At 40.0% G+C, this 25,374-nt stretch carries 22 protein-coding genes; 11 read left to right on the forward strand and 11 right to left on the reverse strand.

Annotation, left to right across the window (positions count from 1 at the left end):
• The first annotated feature begins 79 nt into the window (after positions 1-79).
• Positions 80-925 carry an alpha/beta hydrolase gene (locus GTQ43_RS06580; protein ID WP_265271704.1) on the forward strand — a complete coding sequence of 282 codons (846 nt, stop codon included), beginning with the start codon at positions 80-82 and terminating at the stop codon, positions 923-925.
• A 31-nt stretch (positions 926-956) separates the two neighbouring features.
• Here GTQ43_RS06580 and GTQ43_RS06585 read toward each other — a convergent pair whose 3' ends face one another.
• Entirely contained in the window at positions 957-2,060 is a 1,104-nt protein-coding gene (locus tag GTQ43_RS06585; protein WP_414859091.1) for a DMT family transporter, read from the reverse strand.
• A gap of 204 nt (positions 2,061-2,264) precedes the next feature.
• On the opposite strand from GTQ43_RS06585, the gene GTQ43_RS06590 reads away from it, so the two are divergent.
• Positions 2,265-2,627 (forward strand): hypothetical protein, encoded by a 363-nt coding sequence (locus GTQ43_RS06590; protein WP_265271708.1) that lies wholly within the window; start codon positions 2,265-2,267, stop codon positions 2,625-2,627.
• 265 nt (positions 2,628-2,892) lie between these two features.
• On the opposite strand, the gene GTQ43_RS06595 is transcribed toward GTQ43_RS06590, so the two are convergent.
• Together GTQ43_RS06595 and GTQ43_RS06600 are read right to left on the reverse strand one after the other, a co-directional pair.
• Entirely contained in the window at positions 2,893-4,407 is a 1,515-nt protein-coding gene (locus tag GTQ43_RS06595; RefSeq protein ID WP_265271711.1) for an NYN domain-containing protein, read from the reverse strand.
• Between the two features lie 63 nt (positions 4,408-4,470).
• On the reverse strand, positions 4,471-5,343 hold the full coding sequence (locus GTQ43_RS06600; protein WP_265271713.1) for a D-alanyl-D-alanine carboxypeptidase family protein: 873 nt from the start codon (positions 5,341-5,343) through the stop codon (positions 4,471-4,473).
• Positions 5,344-5,723: 380 nt separating this feature from the next.
• Here GTQ43_RS06600 and mnmG point away from each other — a divergent pair, with 380 nt between their 5' ends.
• Genes mnmG through GTQ43_RS06615 form a run of 3 tightly spaced genes read left to right on the forward strand, consistent with a single transcriptional unit; the run spans position 5,724 to position 9,193 of the window.
• A complete protein-coding gene (gene mnmG / locus GTQ43_RS06605; protein ID WP_265273683.1) occupies positions 5,724-7,646 on the forward strand; it encodes a tRNA uridine-5-carboxymethylaminomethyl(34) synthesis enzyme MnmG in 1,923 nt (640 codons plus the stop codon).
• Between the two features lie 47 nt (positions 7,647-7,693).
• Positions 7,694-7,816 (forward strand): hypothetical protein, encoded by a 123-nt coding sequence (locus GTQ43_RS06610; RefSeq protein WP_265271714.1) that lies wholly within the window; start codon positions 7,694-7,696, stop codon positions 7,814-7,816.
• A gap of 60 nt (positions 7,817-7,876) precedes the next feature.
• Positions 7,877-9,193 (forward strand): hypothetical protein, encoded by a 1,317-nt coding sequence (locus GTQ43_RS06615; RefSeq protein ID WP_265271716.1) that lies wholly within the window; start codon positions 7,877-7,879, stop codon positions 9,191-9,193.
• Positions 9,194-9,377: 184 nt separating this feature from the next.
• Here the strand turns inward: GTQ43_RS06615 and GTQ43_RS06620 are convergent, their stop codons facing one another.
• Together GTQ43_RS06620 and GTQ43_RS06625 are read right to left on the reverse strand one after the other, a co-directional pair.
• A complete protein-coding gene (locus tag GTQ43_RS06620; RefSeq protein ID WP_265271717.1) occupies positions 9,378-10,943 on the reverse strand; it encodes a glucosaminidase domain-containing protein in 1,566 nt (521 codons plus the stop codon).
• 211 nt (positions 10,944-11,154) lie between these two features.
• The gene (locus GTQ43_RS06625) at positions 11,155-11,916 is read right to left on the reverse strand and encodes an N-acetylmuramoyl-L-alanine amidase (protein WP_265271718.1); all 762 of its coding nucleotides are present in this window, start codon (positions 11,914-11,916) and stop codon (positions 11,155-11,157) included.
• A 196-nt stretch (positions 11,917-12,112) separates the two neighbouring features.
• Between GTQ43_RS06625 and GTQ43_RS06630 the strand changes: the two genes are divergently transcribed.
• Both GTQ43_RS06630 and GTQ43_RS06635 read left to right on the forward strand, forming a co-directional pair.
• Positions 12,113-12,391 carry a hypothetical protein gene (locus tag GTQ43_RS06630; RefSeq protein WP_265271720.1) on the forward strand — a complete coding sequence of 93 codons (279 nt, stop codon included), beginning with the start codon at positions 12,113-12,115 and terminating at the stop codon, positions 12,389-12,391.
• Between the two features lie 951 nt (positions 12,392-13,342).
• Positions 13,343-14,320, forward strand: a complete 978-nt coding sequence (locus GTQ43_RS06635; protein WP_265271721.1) for a bestrophin family protein — start codon at positions 13,343-13,345, stop codon at positions 14,318-14,320.
• 133 nt (positions 14,321-14,453) lie between these two features.
• Here GTQ43_RS06635 and GTQ43_RS06640 read toward each other — a convergent pair whose 3' ends face one another.
• On the reverse strand, positions 14,454-15,392 hold the full coding sequence (locus tag GTQ43_RS06640; RefSeq protein ID WP_265273684.1) for a DNA polymerase III subunit delta': 939 nt from the start codon (positions 15,390-15,392) through the stop codon (positions 14,454-14,456).
• Between the two features lie 339 nt (positions 15,393-15,731).
• On the opposite strand from GTQ43_RS06640, the gene GTQ43_RS06645 reads away from it, so the two are divergent.
• Entirely contained in the window at positions 15,732-16,277 is a 546-nt protein-coding gene (locus GTQ43_RS06645; protein WP_265271723.1) for a DUF411 domain-containing protein, read from the forward strand.
• Positions 16,278-16,385: 108 nt separating this feature from the next.
• Here the strand turns inward: GTQ43_RS06645 and GTQ43_RS06650 are convergent, their stop codons facing one another.
• Together GTQ43_RS06650 and GTQ43_RS06655 are read right to left on the reverse strand one after the other, a co-directional pair.
• Positions 16,386-17,333, reverse strand: coding sequence for a tetratricopeptide repeat protein (locus tag GTQ43_RS06650; protein ID WP_265271725.1), 948 nt, complete (start codon positions 17,331-17,333; stop codon positions 16,386-16,388).
• A gap of 246 nt (positions 17,334-17,579) precedes the next feature.
• The gene (locus tag GTQ43_RS06655; RefSeq protein ID WP_265271726.1) at positions 17,580-17,972 is read right to left on the reverse strand and encodes a hypothetical protein; all 393 of its coding nucleotides are present in this window, start codon (positions 17,970-17,972) and stop codon (positions 17,580-17,582) included.
• A gap of 697 nt (positions 17,973-18,669) precedes the next feature.
• On the opposite strand from GTQ43_RS06655, the gene GTQ43_RS06660 reads away from it, so the two are divergent.
• Both GTQ43_RS06660 and metX read left to right on the forward strand, forming a co-directional pair.
• Positions 18,670-19,965 carry an O-acetylhomoserine aminocarboxypropyltransferase/cysteine synthase gene (locus GTQ43_RS06660; protein WP_321162416.1) on the forward strand — a complete coding sequence of 432 codons (1,296 nt, stop codon included), beginning with the start codon at positions 18,670-18,672 and terminating at the stop codon, positions 19,963-19,965.
• A gap of 200 nt (positions 19,966-20,165) precedes the next feature.
• Positions 20,166-21,245 (forward strand): homoserine O-acetyltransferase MetX, encoded by a 1,080-nt coding sequence (gene metX, locus GTQ43_RS06665; RefSeq protein ID WP_265271728.1) that lies wholly within the window; start codon positions 20,166-20,168, stop codon positions 21,243-21,245.
• Between the two features lie 54 nt (positions 21,246-21,299).
• Here metX and GTQ43_RS06670 read toward each other — a convergent pair whose 3' ends face one another.
• From GTQ43_RS06670 to GTQ43_RS06680, 3 genes are all read right to left on the reverse strand, one after another.
• Positions 21,300-22,307, reverse strand: a complete 1,008-nt coding sequence (locus GTQ43_RS06670) for an aldo/keto reductase (protein ID WP_265271730.1) — start codon at positions 22,305-22,307, stop codon at positions 21,300-21,302.
• A gap of 240 nt (positions 22,308-22,547) precedes the next feature.
• Positions 22,548-23,057 carry a hypothetical protein gene (locus tag GTQ43_RS06675; protein ID WP_265271732.1) on the reverse strand — a complete coding sequence of 170 codons (510 nt, stop codon included), beginning with the start codon at positions 23,055-23,057 and terminating at the stop codon, positions 22,548-22,550.
• 100 nt (positions 23,058-23,157) lie between these two features.
• Positions 23,158-23,427 (reverse strand): RNA recognition motif domain-containing protein, encoded by a 270-nt coding sequence (locus tag GTQ43_RS06680; protein ID WP_265271734.1) that lies wholly within the window; start codon positions 23,425-23,427, stop codon positions 23,158-23,160.
• A gap of 400 nt (positions 23,428-23,827) precedes the next feature.
• Here GTQ43_RS06680 and ilvA point away from each other — a divergent pair, with 400 nt between their 5' ends.
• Positions 23,828-25,339, forward strand: coding sequence for a threonine ammonia-lyase, biosynthetic (gene ilvA / locus GTQ43_RS06685; RefSeq protein WP_265273686.1), 1,512 nt, complete (start codon positions 23,828-23,830; stop codon positions 25,337-25,339).
• Positions 25,340-25,374: the final 35 nt, after the last annotated feature.

The following is a 25,374-nucleotide window of genomic DNA, read 5'->3' on the forward strand; positions in this document are numbered from 1 at the left end:
GCAACGATCCCTAATAACCCTCTATACATCTACATAAACTGCCCTTACCTGAATATAGAAAACATAAAAATAAAAACTAATGGATAAAATGCAACTTACAAAACTGCTAATTGGGGATTTTACTTGGCAGCGACTGGTTAAATCTTTAATCTTTATCTATATATTTTTTGCTGGGTTTGTATATTTTCGGGCAGACAGTATGATTTTTCTGTCTCAACCTTCTAGCTATCAGGATGATTCAACAATTATTAAATTAAAAAGTGGCGAAAATAATATATCAGCTACATACTTGTTGAATAATCAAGCTAAATATACTATTCTTTATTCTCATGGCAATTCTGAAGATTTAGGAGATATCAAACAAATACTAGAAAAATTATATGCATGGGGCTTTAGTGTCTTTGCTTATGATTATCGTGGTTATGGTACTAGTCAAGGAAAGCCTACAGAAACTAATGCATACGAAGATATCGATAGCGCTTACAATTATTTGACCCAAAATTTAAAAATACCACCTGAAAGAATTATAGTTTTAGGTCGTTCGGTTGGCGGTGGTTCTGCCGTAAATTTGGCAATGCGGAAACCAGTAGCTGGTTTAATTATTGAAAGTTCGTTTATTTCCGCTTTTCAAGTAATAGTCCCTTTTCGGATTTTACCTTTTGACAAATTTCCCAATCTTCATAATATCAAAAAAGTCAAATGCCCGATATTGGTAATTCATGGGAAAGCAGATGAAATCATTCCTTTTGCTCATGGAGAAAAGTTATTTAATGCTGCAATATCCCCAAAACTTTATTTGTGGGTTGAAAAGGCAAATCATAATGATTTATTTTTAGTAGCTGAAGACAAGTATCGGAAAATCTTACAGGAGTTCACTAACCTTGTAAAGACAAATCAGCAATTACCCCGTTACAGTAATTTGTAATTGCTAATGGTTTAGACTTCCGCTAAACCCTTCAAATCCCTTTGAATCCCATACCAGTTTCTACCTGTTGCTGTGCCGGAGTAGAACTCGCTTTGCCAGACGCAATGCTAGAAGCCTTACGCCAAATTCCAAGCTGGCTCAAAAATATGCCTACTAAAATCACGCTACCACCAATATATTGAGGTAAGGTTGGAGTTTCACCCAAAATTAAATAGGCTGCTAGGATGCCTATAATTGGGCTAAATGAGCTAACTAAGGAAGCTGTAGAGACAGTAGAAGTTTTCAAGCCTTTAATCCAAAAAGACTGACCTACTACCACAATTAACCCACCATAGAGAAACATCCACTGCCACAAGAATGGTGAGAGGACATCAGTGAAATGATCGCTGCCATAAAGGATTAAAGCAATGAAGAAAAAGATTACGGTTCCTAATGCAGTGCGAAAGATGCTATAGATTCCTAAAGGAATCTGCGAAAGGTATTTCTTACCAATAATCGTAGAAGCAGTTCCAGCGATAGATCCTAATGCTGCTAAAAGTTCCCCTATGCCTAACCTGAAACCTCCCATATTCATCATGGTATCTGCTGGAGGCTGAAGGATGATAGTTATGATAACACCAACAAACGCTGCGATCGCGCCGATAAATTCCCAAATATTTACCCGTTCCCTCAATAACCAGACTGATAAAGCCAGAGTTAGAGGCGGTTCCAAGCGTCCTACCAAGATGACATTATTTACCCCTGTGAGTGCAAGTGCCTGGAAAATTAAGCCAGGAGCCAATGCTCCTGATAAAATAGCGACTGCTGTGAGACTAACCCAATCCTTCCTTGAGAGTTGCTTCAAAGTAGCTTTGTTCCACTGTCGCCCATAGATGAGGATCAGAAGTATCAAGGCGCAAAGGTTTCCCACAAATAAAACATTACACAAAGAAATCGGATTGCGTTCGCCAATAAAATGTTCAGCACCAATTTCTGTTAGCTTCCGGGTAACTGCGCCAGATGCAGCAAAAATTAGCATTGCTAGCCAGAGATATGTTTGTCCTGAAACTCTATAAATTAAGCGATGTGGTCTTTTGGGTCTAGTCACAATAACACCACTGCAATGAAAGCATTGCTCATTATAAGTTGCCATCATTCTGAACTGAATGAGGTTTTGTTGAGAAAATACTTAAATTATGCTGTGACTTCGAGCCACCATCGTTACCTGAGAAAGTGCTGAGAATTAACTAAGTTTTCTCAAAGGATAAATTCATGAAAATAGTGCCTTAGTTTCAATCGGCTCTCACTCCTACCTGAGATGCTTGGGATGTTCAGGATAAAACAAAAAAGAGAGTAACAAATGAAACTCGCACCCTTACTTACAAGTTTTGCTTTAGTTGGTTTTTTCACAGTTTGGGATGTACCATTAAAAGCGATCAATCCTTCCTTAGTGCAAGCATCAGCAGCCGAAGAATTGTCTGTAGCAAAGAAACTAGATTTGCTTACTAAAAGTAAGGGTCAGATTGGTAGTGGCGATCAATTACGTCGTTTCTTTTTTGGTGACTTGGAGCCAATTGGTATCCAGGTAGGTGGTGCAGGTCATGTAGTTAACCTTTATAACAAAGCCAATGATGTCACATTCGCTTACTGCTCTCACTACGATGTGATTGTAGCAATTAAGAAAGGTAAAGTGACGAAATTTGAACCTAGTGAAGTGAAGTAATATTAAATCGACTTTTCAATTAATATTTTGCTAAAAATTCATGAATTTCCCCCAGAGAAGCAAAACTATATGCGGTAGGGGAAATTCATGAATTGCCCCTACCTAAAAATTAGTGTTTGTGCTATTGTTGCGTAATTTATGACATTTAGGTTGCGATGTTTAATAACAAGCCGCTCTGGATCTACAACCTAAAACTCTTGAACAAGGGGCTTAAGCTCCTTATTTCAACAAGCTTGATTTGATAAAGTTTCATAAATAATTGGTATTAAGATTTGCCAGATGCTACAACTTCTTTGAAGTTATTGCTAGAGTCAGTTAGAACTTTCACAATTTTATTTGATGAGTCATTAGAGCCTATCGTTAATATTTTTCCTGAAAATAATTTATTGTTATCAATCGATAGATAAATATCTGTTTCTTGAATGACTTTATTCAAGAATATTGTCAATTTTTCACCGTATTGTTCTCTTTTTTGGTCAAAAGCTGGAATTTTTTCTCTTAATATCTTGTGAATTTGAGATATAGGAATACCAACTTGCTTAAGCTGATTTAATTGCTCAATATTTTGCTTTAATCCTTGCAAAACTTTCTTGGTTTCAACAAAAACATCATCATTTAATAAACTATCGCTAGTTACTTCATGAATTGGAATCTCCTCTATTTTTGCTTGGGGAGCAGGTATAGGTATAAAGCGATCGCAAACAGACTTAAGAACCCGATTAATTTGCCCTTCGTAAGCACATCCAATTACAGTCTTTCCATATTCATGGAGCTTTTTAGCTAAAGCGGCAAATGCACCATCACCTGATATAATAACGAAAACTCGCAACGTCGGACGACTCTGGGCTAATTCCATGACATCAATCGCTAGTTGCATATCTGCTGCATTCCGTTTATAACTGTAATCAAAAATTTGAATTGCTTCAATACCAAGTTCTTGAATCTCATTTTTTAACAGTCTTAATCGAGAATCACTCCAGTCAGCATAAGCACATTGGATAGCAATTTTATTAACTAAGCTAGTGTTTTCCAGATTTGTTTGAATTTGTTTAAGAGAGAAATTTAAATTAGGGTTACTTCTACCCATTGTTAAGTTTTCAATATCATAAAAAATAGCTGTATTGAACTCCCCAAGATTAGATGAAATATGAGCCTTGGTAGTAAGATGCTCCACACGAGTCTGACGCTGTTTTAATTCTTTCAAATCAGCTATTAAAGACGTTATTTCTGGCGTTGGCTCGGAACTACTTACTTCCTCCTTTAACTGTGTAATGATTGATTTTAATTCATTAACTTGTAGTTTTGCTTGTTCTGATTCCTGCTGTAACTGCTCAGTTAATGTATTAATCTGACTCTGGGTTTGAACAGTATGCTCTCGAAGTTCACTAATGGTTCTGGAAAAAATTTGCTGACGTTGTTGATAAGCTGTTACCAAAGCTTGCTGAACGATATCCCATTCTTTGGGAAATGCTTCACGGGTACACACTTGTAAAACTGATTCATAACCTGCGATCGCAATTTCCAAATTACTCGCAAGGTTCCCTTGTTCAAAGGCTTGAATAATTGTACTAAGCTTGACAATAACTCCAACTATATTACTAGCATTGGCAGGTTCTTTAGCAAAGCGATCGCTTACCCATTTCCGCAACATTAAAGCTAAATTATCGTTGAGTTTGCTTAAGTTATGTTGCAGAATTGGATATACTTCCTGATTTTGATAAGTTGCTCTTAATAAATCGATCAGGAAGCTTTGCTCCTGGTTAGCAGCTTCGTTTGGCATAGCTAAATCCCTGACAATATATCTTTTAGATTAGTATTCCCAAATTTTCATTTCATCTAACAATTAAAGTGGTGTAATCCAATAAGTAATTCCCTGAAAAACTTGTTTGTTAAAACCAAATAGAGGTAAATTATCTTCAGTTAAACCTACATAAGTCCAATGGGGAACATCATTTTCTACAGTTTGAAACCAACCATTTTGATTCAGAGCTTTTCTTTGTTCTTTACTGCCTACACGTAAATCAATTGCTAATCCCCAGAGATGTTGTGAGGTTCCGGGAGGTGCAACTAAACCGAGAATTTTTGTTTCTTTGCCCTGTTGAACTTTTGCCAAAGTTTGATTGTTAGCATATTTTTGCCAAAATCTTAAATTTGTGTTGAAAGTGCGAGTACAATCACCAGAACCATAACCAGATTTTAGCGGAATTTCTTGTTTAATTCGTGCTTTATTTAAAGCGTCAGCCGCCGACTTTTGTAAATAACAGTCGTTAGTTTTATCAACATGACCCATTGTTAAACTAGCTTGAAACTCTTGGGTTTCTTGTTCATTAGCAAAGATATCTTTTTTCGGTAACTTAATTCCGATATCTTGATTTACAAAGACTGCGCCATAAGTTCGCAGCAAAGTATATTCATAAGTACCAGGCTGGGGAATTGTGGGTAACTTCTGGCTAACCGCAGATAAAAAACGCTGTTTTTCATTTAATTCTGGGTTGGGAATAAATGGTTTAGATGTTGTTTCTTTAGAGGTATTTATACAAGGTGATGAACCATTAATAGAGCATAGATTTAATGGTTGGGTAGTTGTAGCAAATTGGTGGTGGGTAATCTCATTACTAGCTACTAAGACAAAAATCATCCCGATAACTATAATGATGAAGCTTGCTTTTCTAATAAATCTAGTAATATCTCTTTGCTTCTTGATGGTGAGTTTCATTTGTAAATAATTCTTTAGTTGATTCAAAAATACAAGGTAATGAACTTCTTGGAATTTCTGTTATTGATAAGTTAAAATCATAAACTTTTTATTGTTACTGAAATCTAGTTGTATCCTAATTATCGAATAGATACCAATCAGAGATTAGATTGTATTAATGACTAACAATCTGAACAATAGCTGGGATCGACAACCCGGAACCTTGTCACAAATGTTAAAAAATTTATATTTTTTATTTAATACTCAAGTAAAAAAATAGAACATTGTTTCTATTTGAGTACTAGTAAATTTGATAACTTTTTTATTAGAAAGTTACATCCATGAAATCACGGGAACAGTTAAAATTGATAAAGAACTCTAAGCTTGCCGATCCTGTAAGTATGACCATGCACAATTCCGTTGAATTTCAAGACGCTTTTGATGTCATAGTCGTCGGTGCAGGTCACTCCGGTTGCGAAGCGGCTCTTGCCTCTGCACGCCTCGGTTGTCGTACCCTGTTATTGACGCTCAACTTGGATAGAATCGCTTGGCAACCCTGTAATCCAGCAGTGGGTGGCCCGGCCAAATCTCAGTTGACTCATGAGGTAGATGCACTCGGCGGGGAAATCGGTAAAGTAGCAGACCGTACCTACCTGCAAAAACGTATCCTCAACTCTTCACGGGGGCCTGCTGTTTGGGCATTACGCGCCCAGACGGACAAGCGCGAATATGCAGCAGTGATGAAGAATATTGTCGAGAATCAAGAAAACTTGACAATCCGCGAAAGTATGGTAATAGATTTGGTGCTAGGTGCTAATGATGAAGTCATCGGCGTTGAAACTTATTTTGGTGTAGGGTTCCAATGTAAAGCTGTTATCTTGACAACTGGCACTTTCCTTGGGGGCAAAATCTGGGTTGGCAACAAATCAATGCCAGCCGGACGCGCTGGAGAATTTGCGGCGGAAGGATTGACACAAACCCTAAATCGCCTGGGATTTGAAACCGGAAGGCTTAAAACTGGAACTCCAGCACGAGTAGATAAGCGATCGCTAGATTATAGTAAAATGCTAATCCAGCCAGGGGATGAAGATGTGCGCTGGTTTAGCTTTGACCCGGATGCTTGGGTAGAACGGGAACAAATGCCTTGCTATATCACCCGTACCACCGCCGAAACTCATCGTCTAATTAAAGATAATTTGCACCTGTCGCCAGTTTATGGCGGTTGGGTGGAAGCCAAAGGGCCGCGTTATTGTCCCAGTATTGAAGATAAGATTGTGCGCTTTGCCGATAAGGAAAGCCACCAAATTTTTATTGAACCAGAAGGAAGAGATATACCCGAACTTTATATCCAAGGGTTTTCTACAGGGTTGCCAGAAAATTTGCAACTGTTTATGTTGCGGACTCTTCCTGGTTTGGAAAAATGTGTGATGCTGCGTCCAGCTTATGCTGTGGAATATGATTATTTACCTGCAACTCAGTGCTACCCCACATTGATGACCAAGAAAGTTGCCGGACTGTTTTGTGCTGGGCAAATTAACGGCACTACAGGTTATGAAGAAGCGGCAGCCCAAGGGCTAGTAGCAGGAATTAATGCGGCTCGATTTGTTAGTTCTCAAGAAATGATTGTGTTTGCCCGCGAGCAAAGTTACATTGGCACGCTAATTGATGACCTGTGTACAAAAGACCTACGGGAACCTTACCGGATGCTCACCAGTCGGTCTGAGTACCGCTTATTACTGCGTTCTGACAATGCCGACCAACGTTTGACAACCTTGGGACGAGAAATTGGTTTAATTGACGATCGCAGATGGGATCTATTTACCCAAAAACAAACAAACATTACCACAGAAAAGCAAAGATTGCAAGCTACGCGAGTCAAAGAACATGATGAAATAGGAATAGCGATCGCATCTGATACCCAACAATTAATTAAAGGTTCAATTACCCTCAACGACTTACTGCGCCGTCCGGGATTTCATTACGTTGACCTCGACAGGTTCGGACTAGGAAACCCCAACCTCAACCGCGCCGAAAAAGAAGGCGCAGAAATTGACATCAAATATCATGGCTATCTTGCTAGGCAACAAAATCAGATTGACCAAATTGCCCGCCAAGCACACCGCCAGTTACCTGCGGATTTGGATTATACAAAAATTGAGACTCTTTCCAAGGAAGCGCGGGAAAAGCTGACTCACGTAAAACCACTCACTCTTGGTCAAGCTGCACGTATAGGTGGTGTAAACCCAGCCGATGTTAACGCTTTATTATTATATTTAGAATTGCGTAGAACCAAGAGCCAGTATGAGTTTCCAGCCTTAGCTTAACACAAAGTTAATAAAGACTGAGTATAGTAGTAAGCAGGGTGATTGGTATGATAGATGACATAAATATTAGTACTGCTATCATCAACAATCCCCAGATTCAAGTTGATTTTAATACCAACGCTCAACCAACTCGTCTCAATCAGACGGCGGATTGGATATCTCATCTGTAATCCTAATTAAGAGGCAGTAGGCGCGGCGTTTCCTCGTCCTAGCAATAACCCAGAACGTCTATGTTACAAGAAGCCAGCACCCGTCTCATAGTACCGGAACCATCAGAAGACTTAATCGCCAACGAGCCTTGGTCGATAGAAAACTATGCTGATGGTCTAATGGATGAACTCTTTGCCGATATCGACTACATTCTGGATGTTAGCGATCATCTCCCGTCTCAAACCGTTAGGCACGCTAGACAGAACAAATCTAGTCAGTCTTTCCAAGGTCAACGCCAGTCAACTCCAGAATACGTGCCTCTGCAAACAGTTACGATACCGCAGATTATCTTACCAAACGGACAGTCAATTACTCAAGATAACCACAAACACTTGAGTACCGTTGTCTTTAATAAAGCTACCATAAAACCAGGTAGTAGAAAGCGTCAGAAAAGTAGTCGGACTTTGGGCAGATTGCTAATTGTAGGCACAACTTTAGGCGTAGCGATCGCTGGTATTATCTACCTGTTGCAGTCTGGAGTCGTATATCTTTTAAATACCAACTTTACTCAGTCAGCTTTTCTGTCACTACAATCGCAGTCAAAGTTGCCAACAAAAGTAGAAATTGAGGCAGATTTGGTTGACTATATGCTTCAATCACTGGCAGTTATAGATAAAGAAGAAGTAAAAAGCAATCAAAAATCTGGCATACCTGGATTCTCCAATCAGATGGGCTTTAGGAACGGGCAAACAACTGGTAATCTACCATCACTTCCACTTCTAGCTAACAATACACCAGCAGCCCCTAACCATTCTGGAAGTGTTGTTGAGCGGATCTATGTTCCCGTTTACCAAGCACCGTCACCAATGCATTACGCACTCCCGGCCATTCCTGGTACTCCTACACTTTTACCACAAGTTGCCAGTGCGTTACAGGGATATCAACCGAATGTTGTCAAAAGTGCCCTGAATACAGTACGACAAGCTGCCAAACCTGTAAACGTCAGTATGTTGGCTGCGGCTGTGCAAGCAGAACTTAAACCTGTGACTGGGAGAACTGCACCGATTACCGTGCGGCAAACACCCAAACCTCTACCTGCATTACCGGTAGTTCCACTGCGTGCAGCACTCGCGCCAGAGTCAGAACCAACTATTACCCAAGAGCAAGTATATCCGGCAACTGCGATCGCAGAAGCTCCAACTAATACCTTAGAAGGATTGCTAGAGTTGGGTAACAAATCTGCCGCTTTGTTTAAAATTGACGGTGTGACTCGCCGCATCAATATGGGTGAAAGCATTGGCTCAAGTGGTTGGACGCTGGTAGAGGTTAGTAACGGCGAAGCAGTCATCCGCCGTAACGGGGAAGTACGATCAATTTATGCAGGGCAGAAGTTGTAAGGCCAAGACCCAATAATTTTATCAGAAAATTTTGGCCCTTCGTCATCCAGTATTGTTTTTTTGCGTCAGCAAAAAAACAATACTGGATGCAATCCTCACCCCCCGCTCACAATCCCCACCTTATGAGTACATTGAAGGTGGGGACTTCTGCGACAAGTTAAATAATTTATTTCTTAGAAATCCCTTAGCTCCTGACTGGTGGGTTAATTTCAAAATGAATATGATTATCGTGACCACTGAGAGAAACACAAAGTCCCTCTTGAATTAGTTGTTGATCGTTGAAAAAGATTGCCCGCACCAGCTTTTGCTTACTAATGGACTTGAGAATAGCTCGCGCCGCCTCTCGATCGTATTCAGAACTCCACCAAACAATACCACCAAAATTTCCATTTTTTTGGGGTAAGTAAATATCACACATCATACCAGTTTCATGTCCCTGATGGTCGGGAGTATCGCCGCCATGAGGAAGGCTAACATCGTTAATTGCGAATAGAGCCGCTTGTGGGTGAGTGCTACGATAACTATTTTGATAATCTTGGGCAATTATTTTAATAATATCAGCTAACCAGTGTGTTCCAAAGTCGTGGTTATCTTGGGTGTCTTCCAGTTCACCGTTAACAAAACCATTATTAGGGTCACTTTTGGGCATCAATTCCCACCTGGGTGCGTTAGCTGCTTGCAACCATCGATGAGTTATTTCCCCAACATCAACTCGACCATCACCATTAACAGTACTGCGACCGGCAATAATTGACTGAAATAGTTTGATTGCATCAAATAGTCCTCTGTCTCTGTCTGCACTGTTAGGATCGCCCACCCATTTGTAGCCTAGCTCATACAATCGCGCCTTAATCGCCTTAACATCATCAGCTTTATTGACTCCACCAATTCCCACACTACCACCGAGTTCAATGACCTTGGCTCCTGGTAAACTTGATGGTGTAGGTTGTTGAGTGTTTTCATCGTCCTTGCGATCGAAAGGAACAACAACTTTAATGTGGATCTCTAGACTTTGATCGTCAACAGAAATTATCATGCTGCGATCGCCTTCTTGTTTAAAAACGAAATCAAATTGCCATTTCCCATCCTGACTAATTGCTACACTTGTAGCTGGAGAACGATCGTCACTGATAATCGACAAAATTTTGCCACTGTCGGTTAAAGGTGCTACGCCTTCAACCCGAAAATTTTGCCCTAATTCAACTTCTTTGGGAACCCGAATTAACTGAAGTTGTTCTACTGAAGTGGGAATGGTAACTCCACCTGCATTAGCCAATAATTTTTGTGCCTCTGGAAGCAAGTCTATAACTTTACTGACATATTTAGGATCGGATGAATAGCCTTTAGCTTTGAGAAAGCCAAGGAAGTTTTCTGGTGTATTAGTATATTCTTCTAAGCCTTTATAAGGAGTGCGAGTTAAAAATTTCCAATAACCAATAATAAAAGCGTCTATATCTGTAAATTTACAAAACTCAACTTCTTTTGGCTCCGAAGGAACTTTGATTTTTAACGGTTCTGCAAACCCTTTCATCTCAGGAACTCGCCATTTTAATCCCGCAAAATTATTAGCATTGACAGCAAGATCGCTTTGACCTCTGCTAGACTCTAGCAACCATTGAGCCAGGGTAACTTCTTTGAGAATTTGTCGATTTATATCAGTAATTTTTGCACTTTCAATCCCAACCTGTGTAAATATTGTTGCTAGATTTTTATCAAAATAACTGTTGACTAAATCATCTAGTAATGACATAAATTTATCCTATTAAAATTTTTTTTGCAGAACCCCGGCTTTTTAGATAAGTAGGAATGCAAAATTAAATATATATTTGTCATTGCAAATGGAGCAAAGCGGAATGTTCGCGGAGCGTATCTTCTTAGGCTGCGCCAACGCGTAGCTTGCTTTTGAGAAGGGGTACGTTACATTCGCAATGACATACATTTAAATTTTCACGCCGACTTACTTAATCTTTTTCTACAACCTTGGCATGTCCAGCAAAAATAAAATGCTCGTTTCGGTTTCCTTGACTTTTATCGGGCCACTTAACCCAATAATGATTTTCTTCAAAACGGACATCTAAAATTGGGTAATCTCCTGGTTCAATATCAACTAGAGAATCTTCTGCTAGGTCTGATGACTGCTCTGTAGAGGGTTTTAAAAGAGTTTTTGTTGTAATTTCTAGAACGTATTTCTTATCAGGTTTAAGCTCATTGTTCTTAGGCTTACCGATTAATCCATCTTTAATTGCTTCCGCCATTTTCTCAACATCAAATAGATCCATATCTACTTTTGCATCACAAAAGCAGCATTCAATTAAAATAGCTGGCATTTGTGTATTCTTCAGAACAAAGAAACCTGTATCTTTCACTCCTCTATTATAAAAACCAAGTTGCACAATTTCTTTGAGAACTGATTCAGCAATACCTTGTGATGCATTACTAATAGCATAAACTTCTGTGCCATGAGCTATACTGTTGAATTTATTAAAGTGAATGGCAACATAGACATTAACATTATTAGCATTGGCCTTATTAGTTCGTTGTCTGAGAGAATCGGTTACACTACTGGCGCTTGTGGGAGTGCAATCAATAGCGGTATGATTTGCAGCTTTGAGTTTTTGGATCAATTGTGTACCAACTGCTTTAGTTAAAACATCTTCTTGTTTGATGCCTGTTGCTCCTGTATCTGGAGGGCAATTGTGTCCCATATCAATACCAAATTTCATCTTGTTAATTTCCTTTTGATAGTTTGAGAGGTCAACATAATTTAATTACACTGTATTAATTATTAACCCAAATGCGATCGCTCTGTCGGTGAGATAAAGTGAGTTGTTACTGTAAAAAAATGTAACGTTTAACGTAAAACTCTTATTAAAAAGAGAAATATCATAAGTTCAACATATAAATAAAGCAGGTTTACTCATGACGGCACAAGAGGCACTGAATTTAGTCGATACTCTTTTAGGCTCTACCTTTGGGCAAAGGCTCAATGACGTTCAATCTGTGGTTTTGCTAGAAAGTTGGCTAGGACGCACCTATGGGGAAATTGCGGTGCAGATAAGTTATGAACACGACTATATCAAACAAGTGGGTTCCCAATTGTGGCAATTACTTTCTCAGGTAATTGGTGAAGAAGTTTGTAAAAAAAATATCCAATCTGTTTTACGTCGCTATCAGCAGTCTCAAGGTGGTGATAGTTGAAGAGCGATCGCAGTTGGGCGTTTTAGACTAAGATTCTCATAAACGCCAGCGATCGCTACTATACCTACTTATCTGGTAATTTAAGATTATTGTATGGAAGTTACTCTCAAGGCTTACTTTCGATGCCATCTTTTAATTTGCTTCTCAATTGCTAGCACGATCAAACTTAATTATTGATTGAAGTTGTGCGCTCTCAAGCTTAAGATAAATAAAGCATAAATTTATAACTGAATTTGTCAACACTTTATTTTTGAAAAACTTTAGAAATAACAAATTTTAGAATATTTATTTATATCGGAATCTGGTTTAATTCTTGGACAAAGTTCAGTATTTGTAGTAACGCACTAAATCTTTAATAAGGGTGCGTTACAAACTCTGTTCTAACACAACGCCAGTTGCTACAACGGAGGGAACCTCCCTTCGGGTTCACCAGTCGCCTAGGTTGGGAAACCCACCTACAGCGCTGGATTCACCGCAACGCACTGGCTCCCCTACAATACCTAATTCTGTTCAAAAATTAAATAGTAATCTTTATGCTTTGTCAGCGAGACAAAGTGAGTATTACAGGACTTACACAAGAAAGTTCTAAAGTAGCGGTAATTCATGAATTACCGCTACGACAAATCAGGTTTTTGAGACAATTTTGCGTAAGTCTTATATTATTTATTAGATTTAAATTTTACATAAAACAGTAAAATGACTGCGATTCTAACTAAAAATAATCAAAAAAACAAGCTGATGGTGAAGACTTGAAAAAAATTACTGAATTTTCATACCTAAAGAGGGTTAACAGAAATCAATTTCAATGTTAAAACTATAACTTGTGTTGATTAGAGTTGCATGACGGTCGCTATCTGCAAGCTTACATCTTGCATCTATCTTGCTTAAGCAAGACAATTTTAGCTAAAAAAGTTAGTTTGCTAATTGATGTAATCGTCAAACCTTACCAATATGAAACGACCTCACTATTTTGAAAATAATTCCAAAAACTCTTTGATAGAAAAGTATCACCTTTACAAAGGCGAAAAATTGAACTGGCTTCAAGTAACTCTTAGGCTTGAAAGGTCAGTTATTTCTATCATTCTCCCTTGGGTACTTTTTTGTACTGCCTATGGGTTTTTAATATCATTTCTCTATTATTTAGGATTGCCAATAGCATTTACAAATTCAAGCAGTATTATTACTAACGCTGTTTTAAGTTTTAATATTGGTTTTACATTACTATTAGTTTTTCGGACGAATACAGCCCACGATAGATTTTGGGAAGGTCGGCAATTATGGGGATCTTTAGTTAATACATCTCGTAATTTAACTCGTGGAATTTTGATAATAGTTAAAGAAAAAACATCACAAGATAGAATAGAAAAAGAGGCAATACTTCGGTTAGTAACTGCCTTTGCTATTGCAATGAAGCTACATCTAAGATCAGAACCTTTAGACACTCAGTTAGCATCTATCATGTCTGAAAAACAATACTTACAACTTCAAGATACTAATCATCCTCCACTACAAATTGCTTACTGGATAGGAGATTACTTGCAGTATCAGCATGACTATAAATATCTAAATGTCTATCAACTGACTACTCTACATAACTGCGTAGATGAGTTAGTAGATATTTTAGGTGGTTGCGAACGCATTTTAAAAACGCCACTGCCTTTGATATATACGATTAAACTCAGGCAATTGTTATTAATTTTTTGTCTGATCTTACCTTTAGAAATTGTTAGCTTTTTGAATTGGTGGACTGGCTTAATAATGGCTTTTGTCAGTTTTACCTTATTAAGTATTGAGCAAATTGGCTCAGAAATTGAAGAACCTTTCGGATTTGATCCTAATGACTTACCTTTAAATGCGATTTGTAATACAATCTCAAACAATGTTGAAGAACTAATTAGGCTAGCTTCTAAAAATGTTCGTTCTTTCTAAACTTATTTTTGACATAAGTAGGTAGGCATAATTAAACATAAACTAATATCCTAGTTCGTAGTGAGCGATTCATCGCTCAAAATAAGGATTATCAGGACTAAAGTCCCGACTACGAACTTTAATTTATTTGCGCCTACCTACTTATAGATAAAAGCAAACATTCCCAGACTAGCCTGGGTTGAGCGTAAGTAAGTAAGTATTTGCGAGATTGTTCTAGCTGGTTAATAATAGTAGGTTGATGCCAGCGCTGCCAGTAGAATTGCTGAAGATAATCCACTAACCACAGTTGGGCTTCTGTATCTAAATCTTTATCAATTTTTTTGGCTAACTCCAAGGCTTTGCGGTAGGAAGCAGGGGCTTTTTTCAAGTCTTCGAGTAAATCAGAGGGAATAGTTTGTAATTGCTCGTAAGATGCGATCGCACTTCCCGCACTGCCAGCTGCTATACTCAACACTGCCTGATTTTGTAAAATTTCCTGATGACCTGTTTGTGTGAGGACAACAGCCAAAGACTCTGCATCTAAGCGATAAAAAGGAATGCGTTGACAGCGTGACACCAAGGTTGGCAAAACAGACTCAGGTGTAAGTGCAATTAAAATTAACGTCGCCTGTCCCGGTTCTTCTAAAGTTTTAAGTAAGGCATTGGCTGCGGCTTCTGCCATTGTTTGCGCTTCTTCCAGCACTACCACATTTCTCGGCGCTTCCAACGGCGGGCGACTCAGAAACTCGGTAATTTCCCGAATTTGCTCTAGCCGAATTACAGGTGGTGCTTTACGCTTAAGTCCTTTCTCCGCTGCTTCTACTGGTGTTAATCGTTGTCCCTGGTATTGGTACGTTGGTTGCACCCATAACAAAGCCGGATGGTTCCCCTGACGCAAACGGTTTTGTAAAGCCGCAGTGACTCCCATCTCACTAGAAAATAGCAATTCCACAAAATACCTAGCTGCTAAACTTCTTCCTACACCATCAGGCCCCACAAATAGATACGCTGGAGCAACCCGATTTTGTCTAACAGCCTGAGTGAGTAATTCTATGGCTTGCTGTTGTCCTACAAGTGGTGCAAATGGATTAATAGTTTAGTACCTTTGCTAAAAACATAAGCTTATGTAGTATCTCTGTGATTTTTTAAAACGAGAATTTATAAGCTACAAAAAACTGTACGTCTTATATATTAGCATTGTGACAATGTTTATTTATTAATTATCAATCATTGAATCATCTTAATCAAACAAGTCTGAGGAGCGATATAGCGTTTCCTAATCATACAAGGTACATCAAAGTCCCCTCATCGCTTGCGGGGAGTGGGTTGGGGGTGGGGTTCAGTACCTACTCAACTGACGAGCGATAAGCCCCTACGCGTTTACGCTTGCAGTTATGATTACTAATAAAGCATCGAATTTAGGAAGCTTTAGATGTTGGACAAACAGTTTATTTATTGTTGGCAAAAATGGTTACTCCCCATCTTTATCCGTGCAGTGCTAACGATTTGTCTTACAACAGGGGTGTTGGGCATCTTGGGAAGCACTGCTTCTATGAGTAATGCTCAACTGATAAGTACTACTAGGCATACGCAGGATCAACTAAATGCTACTGTATATCATAGTCCCGATTGTAACTGTTGTGGCGGGTGGATTGACCACTTAAAAACACAAGGTTTCCAAATTACAGACTTTATCACGCCTGAAATCGAAACAGTTAAACAAAAGTATAACGTGCCGGATAATTTGTCATCTTGCCATACAGCAATTGTTAATGGATATGTCATCGAAGGACACGTCCCAGCAAACGATATTAAACGTCTGCTTCAAGAAAATCCAAATGTTGTTGGTTTATCTGTTCCTCAAATGCCTGTAGGTACTCCTGGGATGGAAATAGGAAATCAAAAAGACCCATTTACCGTGTTTGCCTTCGCTCGCAATAACTCAGTTACGGTATTTAACAAGTATCCGTCATCTTGATGTATTCAGAGGATGTTTTAAAAGTGGATTTTTATCTATTTTGACGATTTGAAATTGCCAAAAGCTTTTAAAACATCCTCACGTTAACTAAATCAGTGCTAGAGGAAGTTACTGCTTAGAACCAGCTTTTATAAACTGCGACAAATGACTAAACCATCTCCTAAACCAGAAGCGAGATGCTAGAGTTGAAACATTTTGAGAAAGAAGCTCAATTGCGTGGTTACAATCTTGTAGGCTTGCATCGATTCCCATTGTGTGATAAATTTCGCGGGCATTGCAAAAGGCATCCATTGCTTCTGATTCTCGATTGATTTTTTCTAATACCAAACCCAAATTAAACCAGGCGTTTGCTTCTGCATTTTGGTCATCAAGATTCCTTCTGATTTCTAATGAATACTGATGAAACTCAACCGCCCTTTGGTACTTTCCCAGAGCCTTATAAGCATTACCCAACCCACTTAAGGCCATGCCTTCGCCGTTGCGATCGCTAATAAATCTTGCTAGTTCTAACCATTGTTGGTAAAACTCAATTGCCAGTTGGTACTGCCCCAACGATTCATAAGTATTGCCCAAACTTCCCAGACAAATACATTCCTCAGTCCAATCACCTATTTTTTTCGTTATACTCAACCACTGCTGATAAAACTCAATGGCTTGCTTGTATTTGCCCAAGTATTCATAAGTATTGCCCAAACTCCCCAAGCAAATGCCTTCCCCGGTGCGATCGCCTATTTTCCTGGTAATGCTCAACCACTGCTGATAAAGTTCGATCGCCCGCTGGTATTTTCCCAGTGATTGGTAAGCATTGCCCAACCCAGATAAAGATTTGGCAACGCCTGCGCGATCGCCTATTTCTCTCGCTATGTCCAACCATTGCTGATAAAACTCAATTGCCAAATGGTATTCCCCAATTGACTGATAAGCATTACCCAAACTTGCTAAACAAATAACTTCCCGGTTGCGATCGCCTATTTCTCTGGCTTTATGCAAGCACCGCTTTTCAAACTCAATGGACTCGATGTTATTTAGGCTCCCTGTTCTAATTACTTCTGTCATTCTTTATAGAAAACGAAATTTTTGCTTGATTAGGCTGTTGATTATACAATTTTATGTGCCTTCAGCACACAATAGCAGAACTTATAAGCACAAGTTCTGTCAAAACCTAAAAACTCTTCTTCAATATCTAACTTATTTTATACCAGTGTTTGCTGTGTATAAAAGGTTTTTATTTATATTAGTAACAAGCTCACAAATACAGTATACTCATAAATTTGGTTTTCTAAAAACTATAAGAAAAACCAATCAATCAGCAGCAGCATAATCAGGCAAGGCGTTGAGTTGTAAATTAACAGCACTTAGATAATTTTGGTCGTTTAAAAGTTGTGATGGTAATTTATCTGCATTAACAGCAGCCTTCACCAAATCTTTAGCAATAATATTTTTATTCTGAGTTTCAAACACTAGCTTTTCTCCACTAGGAATTCCGTGCTGCTTTAGACCTCCCTGATAAGCGAGAGTCACTAAATTTAAAGGCTGGAGATAATTTACAGAAGTAGAGTTACTAGGTAAATTGTTAGAGTTAATAGCTATTGTTTGACTACTACTGTTAGTAGCTGTTTGAGCTACAGCCATTCCAGGTACAAGAGTAATAGAAGCAAAAATCAGTGCAGACTTTATTAAAGTAATGAGTTTCATAAGGTTTTTCTTAGGTAAAATGTAATTGGTGTTCTTTATTAATAGAGTCCTCTTTATTATTAATCTCAGCTTCCTTCAGTCAGGTCATCTGATCGGTTGATATACGACTCACCCAAAAGGGTGAACTAATTGAGTGAGTTGAACATTTATGCAATTTTTCAATTCACATCTTGAGTTCTCTAAGAATTTAGGACTTACGCAAGAACTCTCTGAAACTCTTATTTCTCCGTGTCGCGCCAGTTGCTACAAGTCGGGGAACCGCAAGGGCGCACTGGCTTCTCTGCGTCCTCTGCGGTATGCCTCTGGCACGCTACACGAACGATATTCCGTTACCTGCTGAATCGAGGTATGAACTTGAGTAGAGACGTAAAATTTTACGTCTCTACAAGGATTTTTCACCGCAATGCACAATCGTTTTCATACCGCAATCAGCAACGCCAATAACCTCTAGCAATTAGTACATAAATACCAGTAAGTTGCACTAATGTTTGCAAGAGTACTGTTCAAGAAGATAAATCCAGTTTCAAGACTTTAGTTACAAAGGGTTGTAGAGACGTGAAATTTCGCGTCTCTACAATGCCAAAAATATTTAAGATTAAAATACGGTAATTTGTGAGTATTACCGTATTTTAATCTCATACAATGCTCAAATAGGATTATTACTTCTTTGTATAACTAGAAACTCAAACAACTGCTGATGTCTGAACAATATCGTTTTGAAACCCTGCAAGTTCATGCTGGACAAGAACCTGCTCCCGGAACTAATGCTCGTGCTGTACCAATTTACCAAACGACTTCCTACGTTTTTGACGATACCGAACACGGAGCTAGGTTATTTGCTCTCCAAGAATTTGGCAATATTTACACCCGCATCATGAATCCGACGACGGATGTATTTGAAAAGCGGATTGCGGCATTAGAAGGAGGTGTAGCAGCCTTAGCAACCTCTAGTGGTCAGGCGGCGCAATTCTTGGCAATTAGTACGATCGCTCAGGCTGGAGATAACATTGTTTCCACCAGTTTCTTATATGGAGGAACATATAACCAGTTTAAAGTATCGCTACCACGTTTAGGTATTAACGTCAAATTTGTTGAGGGAGACGATCTAGAAAGTTTCCGTCAAGCGATCGACGATCGCACCAAAGCATTATATGTTGAAACCATTGGCAATCCCCAATTCAACATTCCCGACTTTGCCGCTTTAGCTGAAATTGCCCACGAAAACGGCATACCTTTAATAGTGGATAATACCTTTGGTGCTGGTGGGTATCTAGCTCGACCAATTGAATATGGTGCAGACATTGTAGTAGAATCTGCAACAAAATGGATTGGTGGACATGGTACTTCCATCGGTGGCGTAATAGTCGATTCGGGTAAATTTGACTGGGGTAACGGCAAATTTCCCCTATTTACTGAGCCAGCACCTGGTTATCATGGGCTGAATTTTCAAGAAGTGTTTGGCCCTGGTGGAACATTTGGCAACATTGCCTTTATTATCCGCGCCAGAGTTGAAGGGTTACGGGATTTTGGCCCGTCGTTGAGTCCATTTAACGCCTTTCTTTTACTGCAAGGATTAGAGACTCTTTCTTTGCGAGTAGATCGTCATGTGAGCAATGCCCTAGAATTAGCTCGGTGGTTAGAGCAGCAAGAACAAGTATCATGGGTTAACTATCCAGGACTTCCCAATCACCCCTATCATGAACGAGCGAAAAAGTATCTGCGGCATGGCTTTGGGGGAGTTTTAAACTTTGGTATCAAAGGTGGATTGGAGGCGGGTAAAGCCTTTATTAATCATGTGAAATTGGCGAGTCATTTAGCAAACGTTGGTGATGCTAAAACCCTCGTGATTCATCCTGCTTCTACAACCCATCAGCAACTAAGTGATAATGAACAGCTTTCAGCAGGTGTGACACCCGATTTAGTGCGGGTATCAGTGGGAATTGAACATATCGACGATATCAAAGAGGATTTTAAGCAAGCATTTTATTTATAAATTGGGAATTGGGCATTGGGAATTGGGCATTGGGAATTGGGTATTAGTTCTTTCTCCCCCTGCTCCCCCTGCTCCCCTGCTCCCCCTTCTCCCCCTGCTCCCCCTTCTCCCCTGCTCCCCCTGCTCCCCCTTCTCCCCCTGCTCCCCCTTCTCCCCCTGCTCCCTCATCTCCCCCTGCTCCCCACTCCCAATGCCCAAATATGATCTACTCAAACTTCATCTCACCACAAACCCAGTTTTACCAGCTTACAACGTCATTTCAACTTGAAAACGGCGAAGTATTAATTGGGGTTCAGGTTGCTTATCGCACTTGGGGACAGTTAAATGCTCAAGGCGATAATGGGGTACTAATTTGTCATGCTTTAACTGGTTCGGCTGACGCTGATGATTGGTGGGAACCTTTGTTTGGTTCAGGGAAAGCCTTTAATCCCGATCGCAATTTTATCGTGTGCAGCAATATCTTGGGAAGTTGTTACGGTACAACTGGGCCAACTACTATCAACCCAATAACGGGAAACCCTTATGGCATATCCTTCCCTAAGATTACAATCCGAGATATTGTTCGCTTGCAAGCTGCACTACTAGAATACCTGGGTGTTCAATCTCTGCGGTTCGTAATTGGCGGTTCACTAGGTGGAATGCAAGCACTGGAGTGGGCATTATTATATCCAGAAAAAGTCAAAGCGATCGCACCCATTGCTGTTTCTGGTAGACATTCTGCTTGGTGTATTGGATTAAGTGAAGCCCAAAGACAGGCAATTTATGCCGATCTAAATTGGCGAGGAGGGAACTACACTCTAGATGCTCCCCCAAACCAAGGATTAGCAGTAGCGCGAATGATGGCGATGTCTACTTACCGTTCTTGGGATAGTTTTACAACTCGTTTTGGACGGCAGTATGATCCATCTGAGCAATTTGCTATAGCCAGTTATTTACAGCATCAGGGTCAAAAGCTGACAGAAAGATTTGATGCTAACACTTATATTACTCTCACCCAGATAATGGATCGCCACGATGTTGGACGCGATCGCACAGTTCCTAATTTATCAGATTATGAATCTGTTCTGCGAAGCATCCAGCAACCGACTTTAGTTGTCGCCATTGATTCTGATATCCTCTATCCGCCTGTAGAACAACAAGAATTAGCAAATTTAATCCCTAATGCTCAACTGGCGTGGTTGGAGTCAACCCACGGACATGATGCATTTTTAATTGATATGGCTGCATTGAATGAAATACTAATCTCTTTTCGGCAAGGTTTAGATTTATCAGCTTCTTGACTTGACAGATTGAGATAAAAGCTCTCGCCTTCAACCAACCTTTAGACCGAATTTCTACTTAGTTTGAAAGATATTTTGCACCATTTTTTTGTCAGCATTCGCTGCCGCACTATCCAACTCTGCAATCTCACTATGCTGTAATTGCCAACCCAATGCACCAATATTCTCCCTCACCTGTTCGACACTCTTTGCTCCAGGGATGGGGATGGTTCCTTTGGAAATGCACCAATTAATCGCTACCTGTGACATAGTTTTGTTTCTGAACTGTGCCACTTCTTGCAAACATGACAGAAGCGATTTACCAGCAGAAGTTTCTTTATTTCTACCCATTCCTGCTAATATCTGCCTAAATAGCAGACCTCGGATGCCCTTGGGCAGAGTACCTTGCTCAGAGTATTTTCCTGTCAGTAGTCCCAAAGCTAGAGGGCTGTAGGCAATCAATTTAATTCCTAACTCATCACAAAGGTCTTTAAGTCCTAGTTGGGTGACAGGATACGTAGACAACAGAGAATATTGAACTTGCAGAGTAATAATAGGAACGCCTCGTTCAGCAAACTTTTTCTGCACTTGCTTAAGCCGTTTCGGCCCATAATTAGATAGTCCCACACCCTTGACCAGTCCTTGCTCATACAAGTCGGCAAGACCATCTAACAGCCCTCCCTCTTGCCAAGGAGCATAATTTGCTGTAGACCAGTGCATTTGTACCAAATCAACATTTTTTCCCAGGCGTTGGGCAGATGATTTGCAAGCCTTTACCATTGATTGACGTGTCCATCTCCACGGGTAAGCAGCAAGTTTAGTAGCAATACAAATATTGTCTTTGTCTAAACCTATATATTCTCGGTTGAATCGTCCCAGCAATAACTCACTTCGACCATTCAATCTCCCAGTTCCGTAAGAATCACCTGTATCAAATAAAGTTACACCATTGTTTACACAAAGGTTAAACACCTCTTGCAACTGGTTATCCATACTTTCGTTATATCCCCAAAGCAGTTGGTTGCCCCAGGCCCAAGTCCCGCAGCCCATACTTGGAAGGGAGAGTTTTGCGAGAGTCTGCATATTTGCTTTCTGTAGATTGCCTTATCAATTATCAGGTATCTAGCAGATATTAATGCACGATTAGCATGATTAGCAAACAAATGAGGAAACGCTTCTAGTACTCGTACAACCTTGTCTATTTTGTTTTAAAAATTTATAAATGTTTGAGGCGTTCCCCAAAGTAGGCTCGCTACTTTCTGATTGAGCAAACAAAGCCCAAGCAGATATATTTTGAGTCGGTTGCTAAAAGCAACTTAAGCACTAACCGTTGGATATTGTCGAATTTGCAAGAAGCCAAGCTTTCTCAGTCCATGCATTATTTAATAACCCAACCTCTGGCACTTTTAATTCAAACGAATGAGGTGGTAATTTTAGCAATAAAGATGAACTGTTGTCATTAACTTCAACTAAGTTAACTATCCAGGGAAGAAAGTCTAAGATTTCTTTTGGTAGTACAGTTAGTTCAAAGTCCCACACCAAATTAAGACCTCGGCAGACTTGTCCTTTTTTAAAGGTCGTGACTCTACCAGCACTCTTGTTAATAGCGAGTCGAAGAATGAACGGGCGGAATGGGACAAATTCATCGGGTGCTGTATAAGCGTATACATTTACATAGTTTAATCTCTGACTGCGATCCATCCAAGATGCGATCGGTGAATTGCTACTATAAGATGTACCAGTTATGCTCACCGGCATATTCATAGCAGCAGCAAAGTTAGAGTAGAACTCACGCCTTAGTTCGCTAACAATATGTTTAGCTTCTGGGTTCATGTGGTTAGTATTTAGTAAATACTCCAGTCAACTGAAGCATAAAAAAGCAGGTGTCTTGTCTGCCCTCAAGACTTAGAGTTAAATTCTTAATTTTTAGACCTTAATAGCGGCGAGAGGAACCTCCATCTGTCTTGGGCTTGGCTTTATTAACTTTTAAACTCCGACCCATCCACTCAGCATTATCAAGGCCTTCAATTGCTGCTGTTTCTTGCGCGTCTGATTCCATTTCTACAAAGCCGAAACCTCTCATTCGACCTGTTTCTCTATCCATAGGCAATTGGACTTTTTTTACCGTTCCGTATTCTGCAAAGACTGCTTTGAGGTCTTCTTCTCTAACCTCATAAGATAGATTGCCGACGTAAATTGACATATAATGTCTCCAGAATCAGGGGGTGTAGAGATTTAGATCCGGAGAGGTCTGCAATACTAAGTATATATAAAAACAAACTACACAGCCGAATTTAATCTTCTATGCACACTTTAACATAAATTGATCGGTTATGTTCATAAGCAACATTATACTTATCTGTTGATCTTCATAATCGGACAGTTGGTTAAACTATTTTAAACTCAACCTATCAGCGATCGCACTAAATTTTAAGTCCCTAAAAAAATTCAATTATTGATACTTGTTTCTCTTCTCACAGGATTACTAATTTTTAAATTATATTCACTCAAAACTTCAAGAGAGTGCAATTAAATAAAATCAGTGCGATCGCTTGTAACGTAAAATTAGTTTTCATCCGGCATTTGCTAACACCTTGACACCCATGTATTGCGACTACCTCATCCAAATCCTGACTGCCCGTGTGTATGATGTTGCCCAGGAAACACCACTAGAGTATGCACCAAATTTGTCGGCGCGGCTAAATAATCAACTCCTGCTGAAACGTGAAGATATGCAGTCAGTATTTTCCTTTAAACTGCGGGGTGCTTATAATAAGATGGTGCAACTGCCACCAGATATATTAGCGCAAGGTGTAATTGCAGCATCGGCGGGAAACCATGCTCAGGGAGTCGCCCTTGCAGCTAATCGCTTGGGAACCAAAGCGATTATCGTCATGCCAGTAACCACACCTCAAGTCAAGGTGGACGCGGTGAGAATGAGAGGCGGAGCAGTCGTGTTACATGGTAATACCTACGACGATGCTTATAGTTATGCCCGTGAATTAGAAGTGGAAAAAGGTTTGACCTTTATTCATCCTTTCGACGATCCTCATGTAATTGCCGGACAGGGAACCATCGGGATGGAAATTTTACGACAATATCAGCAACCCATTCATGCAATTTTTGTTGCAATTGGAGGGGGTGGATTAATTTCTGGGATTGGGGCTTATGTGAAACGATTGCGTCCCGAAATCAAGATCATTGGTGTTGAACCAGTAGATGCTGATGCCATGTCTCAATCGCTCAAAGCCGGACATCGGGTGCGCTTATCTCAAGTGGGTTTATTTGCTGATGGCGTAGCGGTGCGAGAAGTTGGTGAAGAAACCTTCCGTTTGTGTCAGCAGTATGTAGATGAAATCATTTTGGTGGATACAGATGATACTTGTGCTGCGATTAAAGACGTATTTGAGGATACGCGATCCATTTTAGAGCCAGCCGGTGCATTAGCGATCGCAGCTGCCAAAGCCTACGTAGAGCGAGAACAAATCGAGGGACAAACCTTAATTGCTGTAGCTTGCGGTGCAAACATGAATTTCGATCGTCTCCGCTTCGTGGCAGAACGGGCACAATTAGGAGAACGCCGGGAAGCAATCTTTGCAGTCACAATTCCTGAAGAACGGGGAAGTATTCGCCAGTTTTGTGAATGTATTGGCAACCGTAATCTTACTGAGTTTAACTATCGCATTGCTGATGAAAAAACAGCCCATATTTTTGTCGGTGTGCAAATTCAAAACCGTGCTGATGCTGCAAAGATGGTAGAAACCTTTGAAGCTCAAGGATTTGAAACCCTTGATTTAACAGACGACGAACTAACTAAATTACATCTGCGGCACATGGTGGGTGGGCACTCTCCTTTGGCTGACAATGAATTACTCTACCGTTTTGAGTTTCCCGAACGTCCCGGTGCATTGATGAAGTTTGTTACTTCCATGAGTCCCGACTGGAATATTAGTCTTTTCCACTACCGCAACAATGGCGCAGACTACGGACGAATTGTTGTCGGTATCCAGGTTCCTCCCTATGAGATGGAAGATTGGCAAGCTTTTCTCGATAATCTGGGCTATCGCTATTGGGATGAGAATAAGAATCCGGCATACAAGCTGTTTTTGGGATAGGGGAGTGGGGACAAGGGAGCAGGGGGAGCAGGGGG

The organism is Nostoc sp. KVJ3 (assembly GCF_026127265.1).
Lineage (GTDB): Bacteria > Cyanobacteriota > Cyanobacteriia > Cyanobacteriales > Nostocaceae > Nostoc.